Origin of the sequence: Synechococcus sp. OH2, from assembly GCF_047462155.1 — a bacterium.
In the GTDB taxonomy this organism is placed as follows: domain Bacteria; phylum Cyanobacteriota; class Cyanobacteriia; order Thermostichales; family Thermostichaceae; genus Thermostichus.
Genome location: NZ_JANSIR010000111.1, coordinates 26,788 through 41,342 on the forward strand (window position 1 = coordinate 26,788; position 14,555 = coordinate 41,342).

The window sequence follows — 14,555 nt, forward strand, 5'->3', positions numbered from 1 at the left end:
CAGGGCAAAGCGATCCGAAGAACCCGTGGGGATCTGCCCCAGGTGGAACATGCCCACCAAGGTGTCCAGGCGATCTGCCCAGCCCACCACCCGCCCGGTCAAAGAGGTGGGCAGAGCCTCCCCTGCCCCCAGGGGCCAGTAGTGCTGCTCGATCCCCTCTGCCACGGCTTCCGGCTCGCCGTCATGGCGGGCGTACTCGGCGCCCATGATCCCCTGCAGCTCCGGGAACTCGTACACCATTTGGGTAACCAGATCCGCCTTGCACAGGTAAGCCGTGCGATCTACTAAGGCTTGTTCTTGGGGATCCAGATTTAAGGCAGTGGCAATGAGGCGGCTGATGCGGCAGATGCGCTCCACTTTATTGCGCATGGATCCCAGCCCTTCGGCAAAGGTAACCGCCTGCAGCCGCTCCACCCGCTGGGCCAAGGGGATGCGGCGATCCTCCTCGTAGAAAAAGCGGGCATCGGCTAGGCGCGCCCGCACCACGCGGCTGTTGCCTGCCGCAATCCGCTCCGCTTGCCGGGGGTCGCCGTTGGAGATGGTGATGAAGTAGGGTAGCAATTTCTCGGGATCCCGGCCATCCCGCACCGGGAAGTAGCGCTGGTGGGTGATCATCACCGTCTGGATGACCGCAGGGGGCAATTGCAAAAACTCCGGCTCAAAGCGCCCCAGAACGGCCGTTGGCCACTCCACCAACTGCACCACCTCCTGTAGCAGAACAGGGGGGATCTGGGCTCGCCCGTTCACCTGCTTGGCCAGCTTGGTCACCTCCGCCTGGATCTGCGCCGCTCGTGCCGCCGGGTCAGGGTTGACGCCGGCTGCTTGCATTTGCTGAACATAGCTCTCGGCCCGCTCCAGGACAACCTGCTGGGATCCCAAAACGCGGTGGCCACGGCTGACCCGCCCGGCCACTAAGCCTGGCAGAGGATTGCCCTCAGGGGTAGGCCAGAGCAAAGGCAGTACCTGATCGTCCCAGAGGGAGACCAGCCAGCGGATGGGACGGGGAAACTTCAAGTCTCCATAGCCCCAGCGCATCAGCCGTTCGCCGCTCAAGCTGGTGATCCAAGTGGGCGCCAATTCCTGGAGCACCGCTGCCGTCGGCCGCCCCTGCAGCCGCTGCACGGCAAAGACAAAGGATCCCTTGCCCACCTGTCGGATCTCCAGGCTGGCAGGATCCACCCCCTGCTTCTGGGCAAATTTTTCCCCGGCAGGGGTGAGGCGGCCATCTTGGTAGGCCACCTGAGCCGGTGGCCCCTTCACCTCCAGGGTGCGATCCGGCTGCTGGGTGGGCAGGCCCCGCAACAGAACTGCCAAGCGGCGCGGCGTGCCGAAAAGCTGCATCTCCTCGGCCTGTAGATGGGCTTCTGCCAAAGAGGCCGGGATCCCCTTCCTCCACTGCTCTAGGGCCGAATCAACAAAACTGGCCGGCAGCTCTTCACAGCCGACTTCCAGCAAATAGGCAACCATACCCCTCTGCTCTTAGCGACATCCCCCCTGGGGATCCCAGTTTATCAGGGGAGCCGGGGCGGCGTTCACACAAGGGCTGCAACCCGCCATCAGGACCAAGGGGGATCCCCTACTGCCAGAACGCCCTCCTGCAGCCGTGCCGGGGAGGCAGCAGGCAAATGCACCACAAGGATGGGAAGGTTAGGCCGGTTACGGGCGATGATCTCCGGCTCGCGGCCCAGACGGGAGCGGCTGCGGGCTTCGCTGGGGATCAACACCAATGCATCCCCCGGCTGCAGCGCCTTCAACACCTCGGCCACCAGCCCTCCCTGCACCCGTTGGAGCGGCAGATGGGCATAGCTTGCCGCCACTAGGGCTGGAGAGCGCTCCCGTGGCGGTCGGGTTTGCACCAGGAGAATCTGCAGCGCCGCCTTCAATTCCTCGGCCAGCGTCTGCGCCAGCCCAATCGTCTGCTGCAGGGATCCGGGAGACACTGCCAACTCTGGGGCTGCCAAAAGGATGCGCTGTGTTGTCTCGATGGGGACGGGGAAGCGCGTAATCAGCACCGGGATTCCCACCTGCCGCACCACTGCGTCGATGATGCTGCCAAAGAAATTTTCCGCGTAGGTGGAGTAGCCCTTCCAGCCCAGGATCACCAAGGTCGCCTGCCGTTCCGCTGCCGAGCGAATGATCCCTTTTTCCACCGAATCATCCACCCGCCGAATGGCTTCCACTCGGGCCACGGCGCTGTGGGCTAGAACTTCCGCAAAGGTCAACAATTGCTCTTGCCGGGCCAGAGCCGCCGGCGAGATCCCAGCGCGGTCAGACAAAACGTGCAGCGGCAGCAGTGTCCCCCCTTCTTTCTTGGCCAGAATCAAAGCCAACCGCAGCAGGTTGCTCTCGGTGTCAGGGTTGGCCACCGGCACCAGGACGCGGGATCCCCAGGCTGGCTGGGGCAGGTTACCAGCTTCTGCCGCCACCTCTGCAGGCTGGAGTCGCTCACCCCAGCGGGCCACGATCCAAGGCGAGGCAATGCAGGTAATCAGGATCATGGCGATGGTGCCGTTCACCGTCAGCTCATCCACCAATTTCACGTTGAAAGCCACCGTGATTGCCGCCAAAGTAGCCGCCGCCTGCGCTACCGACAGGCCGAACATGACCATAGCGCTGGCCAAGCGCCAGCCAAACAGTTGGGCCGGGATCCAAGCCGCCAAAAACTTGCTCACCACCTCCGCGGCAATCATCACTCCGCCCACCAGCAGCGTGCGTGGCTCGCCCAAGAGAATGCTGGGGTTGATCAGCATCCCCACCGAGATCAAGAAAAACGGTATAAACAACGTGTTGCCGATGAACTGAATCCGGTTCATGAGGGGGCTGAGCTGGGGAATGAGGGGGGTGATGGCCGTCCCAGCCAAAAAGGCGCCCACCACAGGCTCAATGCCAATCAACCCCGCCCCGTAGGCCACCACGAACAAGGTGGCAATCACAAAAGTAAACTCCGCCCCCTCGTCGTGGCCAAAGCGCTGGAAAAACCAACCGCCCAGCTTGGGCACCCCCCAGAGGGTGGCAAACATGTAGAGGGCAATCGAGGGGATGAGCGTCAGCCAGAATTGCAGTGTCAGCTCCCCTTGATGGGCGCGCACCACCACCGCCAGCACCAGCAGCGCCAAGACATTGGTAATCAACGTCGCCCCCAGGGTGGCTGTTACCGCCTGCAGGCGCATCAGGCCCAACTTGGAGACAATCGGCAGGGCAATGAGGGTGTGGGAGGCAAAACACGAGGCCACCAGCACTGCCGCCAGAAAGTCATACCCCAAGGCCAGCATGGCCGCCGTGCCGATCACCATTGGCAACAGAAAGGTGAGCACCCCGAAGACACTGGCCTTGCCGGCGTTGAGCTTCAAATCCTCCAGGCTGGTCTCCAAGCCGGCCATGAACATGAGAAACAACAGCCCCACCGTGCCCAACAAGACGATGGTTCCGTCCCGCTGCAAGATGCCCAAGCCGTAGGGCCCCACCACCAACCCGGACAGGATCAGGCCGATGATCCCCGGCAGGTGCAGCCGCTCAAACAGCAGCGGGGCCACCAGCATGATCGTCAGGAGGATCAGAAACACCAGCACTGGGTCTTTCACCGGGCCGAGCAGGGCCAGAGGGATCCCTGAAATTGGCAGCCAGTTAGCCATCATCACTACCCAACAGACAGCAACCCACAGACTCGGCCAAGCGCCCGCCTGAGTCTATCAGATTCATCCAGATTCAGATAGCTCCCCATGGCCCACAGCTTTCGTCCAGTCTTCAATCTCCGGCAGGGCGTTTAACAAGCATTCAAAATACATCCAGAACACACTGGGAATGAAGACAGCCTGGTGGTGGCGCCCGCAAAGAGGCGAGAGAAACCTTCGAGAAACACACACTAAAATCGGAGAGTGCATGCTCTTGGGCCGCTTATGAACCAGCTTGCTCCTGGAAAAGTGATCGGTCAGCGCTATCAACTGGTTCAGAAGATTGCGGCAGGGGGCATGGGGCAGGTGTTCAAGGCTGTGGATACCCGCCTGTTCAATCGTCCAGTGGCGGTGAAGCTGTTGCACCAAAACTTGGCAGGCGATGAAAACACCTGCCGTCACTTGCTCAAGCGCTTTCAGCAGGAAATTCGCATCAGTACCCTGCTGGGAGAGCACCCGGCTATTGTCAAGGTGCTGGATTACGGTCTGGAGAACAACCAACCTTATTTGGTGATGGAATACCTGAGGGGGCACAGCTTGGGAGAACTGATGCTCAAGCACCCGCTGCTGCCCCCTCAGCAGGTGGTGAAGATCGCCCGCCAAGTGTGTGCCGGTCTCTACTATGCCCACAATTTGGAGACTGAGCAAGATGGCCACCTCATCAAAGGGGTGATCCATCGCGACATCAAGCCCAGCAATCTCTTTGTTTTGAAAGATGAGACCCTGGGAGAGACGGTCAAGATTCTGGATTTTGGCATCGCCAAGTTGCTGAGCGATGTTTCTTTGGTCCTCGGCACCCAAACCACCGGCTTTTTGGGGACGGTGCGCTACGCCTCTCCCGAGCAGGTGCGCGGCGAGGAATTGGATCCCTGCTCCGACATCTACTCGTTCGGCGTGGTGCTCCACCGCATGCTGACCGGGCAACACCCCCTGCAGCCCAAGACCGATTCTTTTCCCGGTTGGTACGAGGCCCACAACTACCAACAGCCTCGGCCCTTCGACCGCTCCCAGTTGCCTCATGAGATCCCGCCAGCGCTGGAGGAAGTGGTGCTTGCTTGTCTGGCCAAAGACCCCGGCCAGCGGCCCCAAACCATGAAGCTCCTCAGCGACCAATTGGAGGGATCCCTGCAATCCCACAACAGCGCTGGCTCTTGCCTCACGCCCCCTCCAACAACCTCGCCGTTTTCCGAGCGCACCCTGGCAGCCATCGATGATTGGGAAGGCGCCCAACCGGAGTCCAGGGACAGGCAGATCCCCCTCTGGGGCGGGATAGCTCTTTTTGCCGCCATCGCCGGGAGCACTTTTTGGGGCCTCCGTCTGCTTTTGAGAGACCGCTTGCTGTTCCTTTGCCCTCTGACACCGATGAGCGGGAGGCCGGCCCAGATCCACTGCTGGACTGGCTGCTGCGGGATGGTGAGCCAGTGTTTGAAGATGATCCTGATCCGGTTCGGGAGAACCCTCAACCCGAACCCACGCCCACATCGCCACCCACCCCTGCGCCTCCGCCCGTTGCAGCGCCGGCCCCCCCGCCCACTCCCATTCTCAGCACCCCCCTGCCGCCCCAGCCGGTCAATCGCCCCCTCTTTGCCCCCATCAACCGGGCCGCTCCTCCTGCTGCTGCCTTTCCCACCCCTGCCCAAAACCCTACGCCCAGCTTCCTACAACGCCTGCGCGAAGAGCGGGAACGCTTGGGGAAGGACTAAGCCGAAAAAAAGGGGATCCCTGAGGATCCCCTGGCAAGGAGCTGGGCAAGGCTAGTCCTCGATGGGATCCCCCGTCAGAGGATCCCAGAAGAGGGGCAGTCAGGCGGCTGCCAGCCGGGCATTGGCGGCATCCCAGTTGACCAGGTGTTCCAGGTAGGCGCTGATGAAGTCGGGCCGTCGGTTTTGGTAGTCCAGGTAGTAGGCGTGCTCCCACACATCCAGGGTGAGCAAGGGCACTTGGCCGTGCACCAGCGGGTTTTCGGCGTTGGGGGTTTTGGTGACCTTGAGAGTGCCGTTGTCCAGCACCAGCCAAGCCCAGCCGCTGCCAAACTGGGTGGCCGCCGCCGTTTTGAAGGCCTCGACAAACTTGTCGTAGCCGCCCAGATCAGCGTTGATCTTGTCGGCGATGGGCCCTGTCGGCGTGCCGCCCCCACCCGGCTTCATGGATTCCCAGAAGAAGGTGTGGTTCCAGACTTGGGCAGCATTGTTGAAGATGCCCACCTTGTCGGGATCCCCAAACGTGGTCTTGATAATTTCTTCCAGGGACTTATTGGCCAGATCGGTGCCTTCAATCAGCTTGTTCAGGTTGGCCACGTAGGCGGCGTGGTGCTTGCCGTGGTGGTAGGAGAAGGTTTCCGCCGACATATAGGGCTGGAGGGCGTCGGCAGGGTAGGGCAGAGCTGGGAGTTCAAAAGCCATAGTCGTCTGTCCTCTGTGTCTTGTGCAAGGAATGCAAGAAAGAACGCGGCCAAGGCTAAGGATAAACCAGACAAAGGCGTTACCTTTCTTTGCAGTCTTAGTGTAACTCAGAACGATTACGCTTTGGGATCCCCTGGGCCCTTCGATGACCGGGGGCTAACGGGATCCCTGCTGCAGCAGCTCGATCAGCAGGGGAGCGACATCCCGCAGCAGCGGGATCAAAACCGCTGTGATGGCGGCAATGGTAACTACATTGCGGGTGAAGTTGAGGGTGTCGCGGCTGAGCTGGAAAAACCGCTCGTCCCAGCGTTTGACCTCGGCTTCCAGACGTTCTTCTGCCTTAGCGACGCGCTCCTCAGCGTTGGCGATGCGTTCCTCAGCTCTGGCGATGCGCTCTTCGGCCTTGGCAATGCGCTCTTCGGTGCCGGCAATGGTCTGCAGCAGCTCTTGGTTTTGCCGGGCCAGTTGGGCGATGGCCTGGGCATTGGCCTCGATGGTGCGCTCAATGCGCGCCAGCCGCTCCTCGCTATTGCTCATGGCCGGGGAGGGGAAAATTGCTGAGGGCTAGGGAAGTCTTGGGGTGGGATCCCTTGCAGGGCCTCGGTCATGAAGCGCTTCCAGGTGGGGGCGACAAAGGCGCCCCCTGCCGTGCCAGGCAGCATGGGGGAGTTATTGTCGTTGCCAATCCAAATGGCGGTGGACAGTTGCGGCACATAGCCGATAAACCAGGCATCGCGAAAGTCGGAGGTGGTGCCGGTTTTGCCTGCTACCGGTCGCCCATCGTCCAGACGGGCTGCCGTCCCGGTGCCTTGGGTCACTACCCCCTTGAGGATTTGGTTGAGGGCAGCCACTGCCCAGGGATCCAAAACCCGCTCTGGCTTCGGCCGGGCCTCGAAGAGGATTTGGCCGTTGCGATCCACCACCTGGGCCAAGAAGGTTGGCTCCACCCGGTAGCCGCCATTGGCAAACACCGCATAGCTGGCCGCCATCTCCAGGGGGCTGATGCTGGCCGAGCCCAGGGCCGTGGCCAGGTTGGGGAACATCTCGGCGCTGATACCCGTGGCCTGGGCCGCTGCAATGACGTTGCGGATCCCAACCTCATCCGCCAGCTTGACGGTGGGCACGTTGCGGGAGAGCTCCAAGGCGCGGGCAAAGGTGAGGGGGCCGTAAAAGGTGTTGTCGTAGTTTTTCGGGCTGTAGGGGGGTGAGCCGGGATAGGTGACCGGGGTGTCTTCCAGGATGCTGTTGGGCCCGTAGCGGCCGGTAGCCAGGGCCGCGTAGTACACGTAGGGCTTAAAGGTGGATCCCGTTTGGCGAAAGGCTTGGGTGGCGCGATTAAATTGGCCCCGCTGGGCGTTGATGCCGCCCACAAGGGCCTTGACATAGCCGGTACGGGGATCCACTGCCGCCAGGGCCATCTGGTCGGCTCGGCGAGCGGCTGCAATGCGGGGCCCATCTTCGTTGACAATGCGCTCTGCCAGGCGTTGCAGCCGCAGGTCGATGGTGGCCTGCACCCGCAGCCCCCCCTGGAGAATTGCCTGCTCGCCATAGCGACGCCGCAGCTCGGCTTCGATGACGTCGGTGACCGCCGGGGCATTGCTCTGGAAGGAGGTGATGCGGCCCAGGGTCAATTCTTGCTCGCGGGCTGCCTGGGCTTCTTCCGGGGCAATCCACTTCAGCTCCACCAGGCGATCCAGCACTAGCCGCTGTCGTCGCTTGGCTCCCTCCAGGTTACGGAAGGGGCTGAGGGTTTCTGGAGCCGGCAGGATCCCGGCCAACATCGCCGCTTCCGCCAAGTTCAGTTCTGCCGCATCTTTGTTGAAGTAGCTGCGAGCCGCCGCCTGGATGCCGTAGAGGTTGTGCCCCCAGTACACCTGGTTGAGGTACATCTCCAGGATTTCGTCTTTGGTGAAGACCTGCTCCAGCCGCACCGCCAGCACAATCTCGGCCACCTTGCGGCTGAGGGTGCGCTCCGGCCTCAAAAACAAATTCTTCACCAGTTGCATCGTCAGGGTGGAGCCGCCCCCGGCAGAGCCCAAGCCCCCCTCAACACTGCCCAGAAGGGCCCGGCCCAAGCTGACGGGGTTGATGCCGGGGTGGGTGTAGAAGTGGCTATCTTCAATGGCCAGCAGGGCCTTTTTCATCTCCGGCGAGACCTCTTCCAGTGAGATCACCTCCCGGTTGGCTTCCCCGTGCAGGCTGGCAATTGGCTCGCCGCGAATATCGACAATGTGAGTAGTGGCCACCGGCACGTAGTCCCGCAGTTGGTGTACATCCGGCAGGTTGCGAAAGCTGATGGCCAACCCCATCAAGCCGGCAGCCGTCGCTGTAGAGCCCAAGAGCAGCGACCCCAGCAACAGATTGCCCACCGTGGCAGCAGCCTGAGTCATCCAGGAGGGGCGGGTGGGTGGGTCAGCGCTGGCATATTCGTCATACCCCAAGCGGGGAAAGGGGCGGCTGTAAGGATGCCGCGAAGCCGAATGCCTAGCCCAGCGGGCCAATGGTCTGCGACCGTAGGTCACGTCAAAAACCCCGTCACGTCGGCGTTGCGGAGCAACCAAAAATCTTACTCATTACCAAAAATCTTACTCATTATAGAGCGGTGCTTCTCGGCCTGGCAGGGAGATCCCTCCCACCTCTAGGTGAGCCAAATCCGGGTGAGCGTGGGGGGTTTCCGAGTGCTTTGCCTGCTGGCTGCTGGGATCCCCCGTTCCCCACCAGCCTGGATCTCGACAGGCTGTTTCGCATGTCAGACTGCTACCTGCACCTCTATCGCCGCTATCTCGCCCAAGGAGGGCAGCAAGATTGTCATCGACTTGCGAAAAACTCAGTTAGAACTGCTTACCAGACTTTATCTGCAAAGGGGATCCCTGTCCCACCGCCTTGAGATCTTGCGCCTGCGAGAACACGAAACTGCGGCAAGGAGAGGAAGTATCTGGAGTGTTTCCACATTCCTTCGCGCAAGCCGGCCATAGGCCTTGGAGTTGGGGTTACGGCGTCCCCTGCGATAGAAACCTCATGCTCTGGGCAGCTTGGCAAGCGGGAGCAATCCCATAAGCTGAGAAAGACCCCCTAGCACAGTGCTGCGCGGAAGCAAGCTCTAGCCATGGGCAGAACATCAAGGAAGACCTGTCCGAGACCATCGGCTGCAAGGGAGATGTCTGCGCCAGCAGCGCTCTGGATCCCGGAAGAAAGCTGTAGGCTGGACTAGGTTCTCGATGCAACGGGCCGAGTTCGACCGAACCTTGACTTCTACCGATTGGGGATCCCGGCGCAACTTGCCTGAGCAAATCGGCTCCAGGCAGGGGCCACAGGTTTTGATCTGTGGCTACTATGGCTACGGCAATGCCGGCGACGAGGCCCTGTTGCTGGCTCTCTTGCAGCAGCTTCGGCAGTTGCCCAATCCCGTGCAGCCGGTGGTGCTTTCTCCCCGCCCTGAGGCAACGGCTGCCAACTATGGGGTGCTGGCCTGTCCGCGCTTTGACGGCTGGGCTTTGCGGCGCTATCTGGGGCAGTCTCAAGCTTTCATCTGGGGTGGGGGCAGCCTGCTGCAGGATCGCACCAGTTGGCGCAGCCCACTTTACTACCTGGGTCTAATGCTCTGGGCCCAGCGGCGGGGGCTAAAAACTTTGGCCTGGGCCCAGGGGATCGGCCCCTTGCAGCGGGGCTGGATCCGCGAGCTGGCCCGCCGGTCTCTAGCAGGTTGTACGGCCATCAGTGTGCGCGACGCCGTTGCCTCCCAATCGCTGCGAGACTGGGGGATCCCCCACCAGGTGGCCCCGGATCCGGTTTGGGGCCTGCCCGCCGAAACCCTGCCGGAGTGGGAAAGATGGCCTCAGCCCCGCATTGCCGTGGTCTTGCGGCAGCATCCCCAGCTCACTCCAGCGCGACTTGAGACTTTGGCGGAAGGCTTGAGGCGCCTCCAGGTCTCGACGGGGGCCTATCTCCTTTTGCTACCCTTCCAACTGGCTCCTCCTGGCTCCCTTGACCTTGGCCCAGACTACCGCCTAGCGCAACAGCTGCAACAGCGCCTGCCCGGCCACAGCCAGGTGTTGGAGATTCGGGATCCCTGTCTTTTAAAGGGGGTCTTCCGGGGGGTGAGATTGGCAATCGTTATGCGCTACCACGGCTTGGTGATGGCGGCGGCTGAGGGTTGCGCCTGCTTTGGCCTCAGCTACGATCCCAAGGTAAAAACGCTACTCGGGGAATTGGGCATGCCCGGCTGGGATCTCGAGGCGATCCCAGAGGATCCCGAAGCTTTGCACCGGGCTTGGCTGGCTTGCTATGCCGACGGGCCGGCCCTCAGCCCTGACCAAGTGGCTGTTTGGGTGGAGCGATCGGCCCAGCACGCCCAGTTGCTGAGGCAGCACTTGCCTTAAAGGAGAGGGGGGATCCCAAGCTCCTACCCCCTTGACCGAGACAAGGGCGGCGCAAACCCCGCTCTCTAGGGCTGGGGAGAGCATCAACTGAGAGTCTTCCCCGCTGCCAGTGTGGATTCGGGCAGCCGTTCTTGTCGGAATTCGCCCTACGCTGGGAATAGGCTCCTCCCATGAGTGCCAAGATGCAACCCTGTACCCGCCAACAGATCCTGATCGGGATGGGCCTGACCAGCCTGATCCTGGCCCTCATCGCCGGCCTCTGGATCTGGCTGGGATCCCTCCGCGTGCCCTTCCGTTGGGATCCGCTGGCCGTCGCCTGGGGAGCGGCGCTGGGGCTGGGGGTGGCGCTGCTGAGCGGCGGGGCTTACTGGCTTTGGCCGGCCTATCGCCGGGCGGCTTCCGCCTACTTACACCTGGTGGCGGATCCCTTGCAATGGGGAGACGTCTTCTGGGTGGGGGTGCTACCGGGGTGGAGCGAGGAGTGGCTGTTTCGCGGCGTGCTGATGACAGCCCTGGTGGCCAGCCCCTTGGGGTGGACGGGCGGGATCCTCCTGAGCGGGCTCTTGTTTGGGGTTTTACACTGGCTAGAGTGGCAGGGTTGGCCCTATGCCGTCTGGGCCAGTGCCGTAGGTATTCTCCTGGGGATGGGCGTGTGGCTGTCGGGAAACCTGTTGGTAACCATCGTCGCCCACACTTTGGTTAACTGGATTGGAGTTTGCCTTTGGAAAGGTTCTGCCCTGCTAGCCAAATCCTAAGGCGCCCAACGTCGCTGCCCAATCCCTCTCTCCTAGAGGGAGAGGGGCCGGGGGTGAGGGGAAGGAGCAATGAGTAAGCCCTTTCTGGGACTGCGGCTGGGGCCATCCTTGCTGCTCATTGGCCTGGGGGTGTACGGCTACCTGCTCTGGCTGGGCTGGTTTCAATCGGAGCGGCTGATCTTTTTGCCCCGCCCCGCCAGCTACCAGGATGGGGAGGCCATTCTCAAACTCACCACCGCCGATGGCCTGCAGATTTCAGCGGTCTACCTGCCCAATCCCGCAGCCACCTATACCCTCCTCTACAGCCACGGCAACGCTGAGGACCTAGGAGATATCCTGCCGCGCCTGAGGAAGCTGCAGCAGGGGGGGTTTAGCGTCTTGGCCTACGACTACCGCGGCTACGGCACCAGCGAAGGGATCCCTTCCGAGGCCGGTGCCTACAAAGACATTGAAGCGGCCTACGCTTACCTACGAGATCAGGGGATCCCGCCGGGGCGGATTCTGCTTTACGGACGCTCGGTGGGAGGTGGGCCCTCAGTTTACCTAGCAGCCCACAAGCCGTTGGGGGGCTTGATCCTGGAATCCACCTTTGTAACCGCTTTTCGCGTTTTGACCCGCATCCCGCTGCTGCCTTTTGACCGCTTCGACAACCTCAGCCGCATTGCCCAGATCAATTGTCCACTGCTGATTTTGCACGGCACTCAGGATCGCCTGATCCCCTTCTGGCATGCCGAAGCCCTTTACCAAGCAGCACGGGATCCCAAGCGTTTGGTGCCCATCGAGGGAGCCGATCACAACAACTTGCTCCAGGTGGCCGGGGAGCGCTACCTGCCCATTCTGCACCAATTTGTGACCGAGCTGGTGGAGCCCACCCCTTTCCTGGACACTCCGTAGATCCCAGCAGGTTTGAAGAGCGATAGCCCAACAGCCTGTCCTGCTCTAAAGATAGAGTGGACAAGCGTGAGGATTTTCAAGTGACTTTTTGACCCATCAATTCTTGCAGCAGCTTCTGCGCCGTTCCCATATAGCACAGTACGTCGGGATGATGGCTCCAGATTGGGTCGCTTTCGGGGAAAACCTCCAGAGAGAACATCCCTTGTACAGCTTGCAGGTAAGGCAGGAGGAAAGTGTAGCTAGCCGGGCTGAGACGAGAGTGCAAAGCCTTATCCAACAGCTCCAGCATCTGCCGCACCAGTTTCCACTCCACCTTCAGAGGGGGGTATAGCATCACGCAAAGGGGAAACAGCTCCTGCTGCACAGCGGCCACGCTGCCTTCCAAGGCACAGAGGCCCAGGTACACCTGGAACATCTCCACATCGCGGATGCTGGAAATCCGCACCTCCAGATCCGTCAAGGGGCCGCTTTCGCAGCGATAGTCCGGGAAACGCTGAGCCACTTCGGCACAGATAAATTCCGCCACACTGGTTACGATGGGCAGCAGTTCCTGAACAGCCAGCAAAGAGGCAGAAGAAGCGCTATCGCCGGCGTGGACAGCGGCACCCTCGTACATCCTCTGCAGGGGCATGTAGAGGTGGTCGTCCATGATCTTCAAGTAGGGGTGGAAGAGGCTGCGCTCCTGAGGGGATAGAGCTTGCAAGACCATCTGCCCCGTGTAGTGGAATTGCATGCTCAAAAAGCCCAGCACCCGCGGATCCCGTTCGCTGTAGCGGGCCCGCAGGCTGCCACAGAACGGTGCAATCTTTACCGAAAAGCGCACTGGCGAGAGGCCCTCCCCACAACTTTCCGCTGCCTTTTCAAATAACTCACGGGAGTCCTCGGCAATTTGCCAGGGATCGATCAAGTCCGGATCCAGCCGCTGCCTCGGGATTTCGGCAGCCAAGAGCCGCTCCGTTTTTGCCCAGGCCTGGGAGCTGGCAAAGCGCAGGGATCCCTTCACTTTGTCGGCTAATTGGGTACCTGGCAGCTCGCCCAAGGCCGCCTGCGCCCGCAACTTGTCTACATATTTTTGGGCCCACAGGGTGGCCAGGCTGTAAGGTGTAGCTGCTTCTAGGCTTTCCATCGATCCCATGACCTCAGCAGAGGAGCTAGATTCTGTTGTCTACAATACCCCTAGCACGCCGCCGTTGTAGCCTGTAAGGAAACTACAGAATGTTAAGACTGCCCACAACAATTGTTCACATTAGGAAAGGGCTTCTCACCTTGCGGGCAAGTTGGCGATGATCTTAAAATCTCCTAAAATCCGCTCGGAAAAGTGGAGTTTTTGTGGCAAAATAGACAGCAGACGGATCGAGCGCAAGGATCCGGATCCTGACCTCACCGGACTGAACCCTTTACTGAGGAGAAAGAGTGTATGTCTCTCCGACTTGGCGATACGGCTCCCAATTTTACGCAAAAGTCCACCCACGGCGAAATCGACTTCTATTCCTGGGCCGGGGATAGCTGGGTAGTGTTGTTTTCGCACCCCGCTGACTACACGCCGGTCTGCACCACCGAGCTGGGTACTGTTGCCAAGCTGATGCCTGAGTTCGAGAAGCGAGGGGTGAAGGTGCTGGCCCTCAGCGTGGACGATGTGGACTCCCACGTCGGCTGGGTGAAAGACATCGAGGAAACTCAGAATGCCCGGGTGACTTATCCCATCTTGGCAGACGTTGACCGCAAGGTCTCCCAGCTCTACGGCATGCTGGATCAGACCAACCTCAATCAAGAAGGACTGCCTTTGACGGTGCGCTCAGTGTTCGTTATTGATCCCAACAAGAAAATCCGCCTTATCCTCACCTATCCAGCCAGCACGGGGCGCAACTTCGACGAGCTGCTGCGGGCAATCGATGCTCTGCAGTTGACAGATAAGTACAACGTCGTCACCCCCGCCGACTGGAAAGATGGCGACGATGTCATTATCCCGCCTTCGCTGAAAGATCCGGAAGTGCTCAAAGAAAAGTTCCCGAAAGGCTACAAGGAAATTAAGCCCTACCTGCGAGTCACCCCTCAGCCCAACAAGTAAGAGTCCCAGCAACCTAGCTGATGTTGGCTCAGGAGAAGGGCTCCCTTCTCCGCTGAAGCCGTGGCTCCTTGATCTGGATCCCCGGTGAGGGGATCCTTAACTTTGTGGTCATTTCAAACCCGCTTAAGACAGTTAGTGCTCCGCACCGCTGACGCAAGCGCACAAAACCACGCTACGGACACACCAGCGCCCGGGCCTGTTTCACCACCCAGTCTCTACGCTGCCTCGGAAACCTGGGGTTTTCCACTACAGTACCCTCGGTTGCTTCGTAGAAGCATGTCAGCCCCAACTCAATACCGACAACCTTACCCGTAGGTGGAAGTTCTTCCTGCGGGTCAACGTCGATGCAAAACTGAGCGTCGTAGCCATCGGCTCTCCGCACTACC

General features: G+C 60.8%; 11 protein-coding genes and 1 pseudogene. 5 read left to right on the forward strand and 7 right to left on the reverse strand.

All coding sequences use genetic code 11. From position 1 onward, the window contains the following. On the reverse strand, positions 1-1,467 hold a 1,467-nt coding region (gene glyS / locus NW835_RS11800), incomplete at its 3' end, for a glycine--tRNA ligase subunit beta (RefSeq protein ID WP_414415379.1). A gap of 89 nt (positions 1,468-1,556) precedes the next feature. Continuing rightward, positions 1,557-3,632: a cation:proton antiporter gene (locus NW835_RS11805; RefSeq protein ID WP_414415380.1), complete on the reverse strand. Its 2,076-nt coding sequence runs from the start codon at positions 3,630-3,632 to the stop codon at positions 1,557-1,559. Between the two features lie 264 nt (positions 3,633-3,896). Between NW835_RS11805 and NW835_RS11810 the strand changes: the two genes are divergently transcribed. Then, entirely contained in the window at positions 3,897-5,429 is a 1,533-nt protein-coding gene (locus NW835_RS11810; RefSeq protein WP_414415381.1) for a serine/threonine protein kinase, read from the forward strand. A 44-nt stretch (positions 5,430-5,473) separates the two neighbouring features. Here the strand turns inward: NW835_RS11810 and NW835_RS11815 are convergent, their stop codons facing one another. From NW835_RS11815 to NW835_RS11825, 3 genes are all read right to left on the reverse strand, one after another. Beyond that, complete coding sequence (locus tag NW835_RS11815; protein ID WP_414365685.1) at positions 5,474-6,073, reverse strand: superoxide dismutase; 600 nt, start codon at positions 6,071-6,073, stop codon at positions 5,474-5,476. A 156-nt stretch (positions 6,074-6,229) separates the two neighbouring features. Then, entirely contained in the window at positions 6,230-6,610 is a 381-nt protein-coding gene (locus NW835_RS11820) for a hypothetical protein (protein ID WP_414371596.1), read from the reverse strand. Beyond that, positions 6,607-8,634 carry a transglycosylase domain-containing protein gene (locus tag NW835_RS11825; RefSeq protein ID WP_414415382.1) on the reverse strand — a complete coding sequence of 676 codons (2,028 nt, stop codon included), beginning with the start codon at positions 8,632-8,634 and terminating at the stop codon, positions 6,607-6,609. Before NW835_RS11825 ends, NW835_RS11820 begins: the two co-directional genes overlap by 4 nt. A gap of 657 nt (positions 8,635-9,291) precedes the next feature. On the opposite strand from NW835_RS11825, the gene csaB reads away from it, so the two are divergent. The 3 genes from csaB to NW835_RS11840 all read left to right on the forward strand — a co-directional run bounded on the left by csaB (position 9,292) and on the right by NW835_RS11840 (position 12,101). Further along, positions 9,292-10,452 carry a polysaccharide pyruvyl transferase CsaB gene (gene csaB / locus NW835_RS11830; RefSeq protein WP_414415383.1) on the forward strand — a complete coding sequence of 387 codons (1,161 nt, stop codon included), beginning with the start codon at positions 9,292-9,294 and terminating at the stop codon, positions 10,450-10,452. 170 nt (positions 10,453-10,622) lie between these two features. After that, positions 10,623-11,207 carry a type II CAAX prenyl endopeptidase Rce1 family protein gene (locus NW835_RS11835; RefSeq protein ID WP_414362192.1) on the forward strand — a complete coding sequence of 195 codons (585 nt, stop codon included), beginning with the start codon at positions 10,623-10,625 and terminating at the stop codon, positions 11,205-11,207. Positions 11,208-11,276: 69 nt separating this feature from the next. Beyond that, a complete protein-coding gene (locus NW835_RS11840) occupies positions 11,277-12,101 on the forward strand; it encodes an alpha/beta hydrolase (protein WP_414415384.1) in 825 nt (274 codons plus the stop codon). A gap of 76 nt (positions 12,102-12,177) precedes the next feature. Here the strand turns inward: NW835_RS11840 and NW835_RS11845 are convergent, their stop codons facing one another. Next, positions 12,178-13,236, reverse strand: coding sequence for a hypothetical protein (locus NW835_RS11845; RefSeq protein ID WP_414415385.1), 1,059 nt, complete (start codon positions 13,234-13,236; stop codon positions 12,178-12,180). Positions 13,237-13,518: 282 nt separating this feature from the next. Here NW835_RS11845 and NW835_RS11850 point away from each other — a divergent pair, with 282 nt between their 5' ends. Further along, positions 13,519-14,169 (forward strand): peroxiredoxin, encoded by a 651-nt coding sequence (locus NW835_RS11850; RefSeq protein WP_414386395.1) that lies wholly within the window; start codon positions 13,519-13,521, stop codon positions 14,167-14,169. 172 nt (positions 14,170-14,341) lie between these two features. Here NW835_RS11850 and NW835_RS11855 read toward each other — a convergent pair. Then, positions 14,342-14,555 (reverse strand): annotated as a pseudogene (locus tag NW835_RS11855) (RNA-guided endonuclease TnpB family protein); the annotation flags it as partial.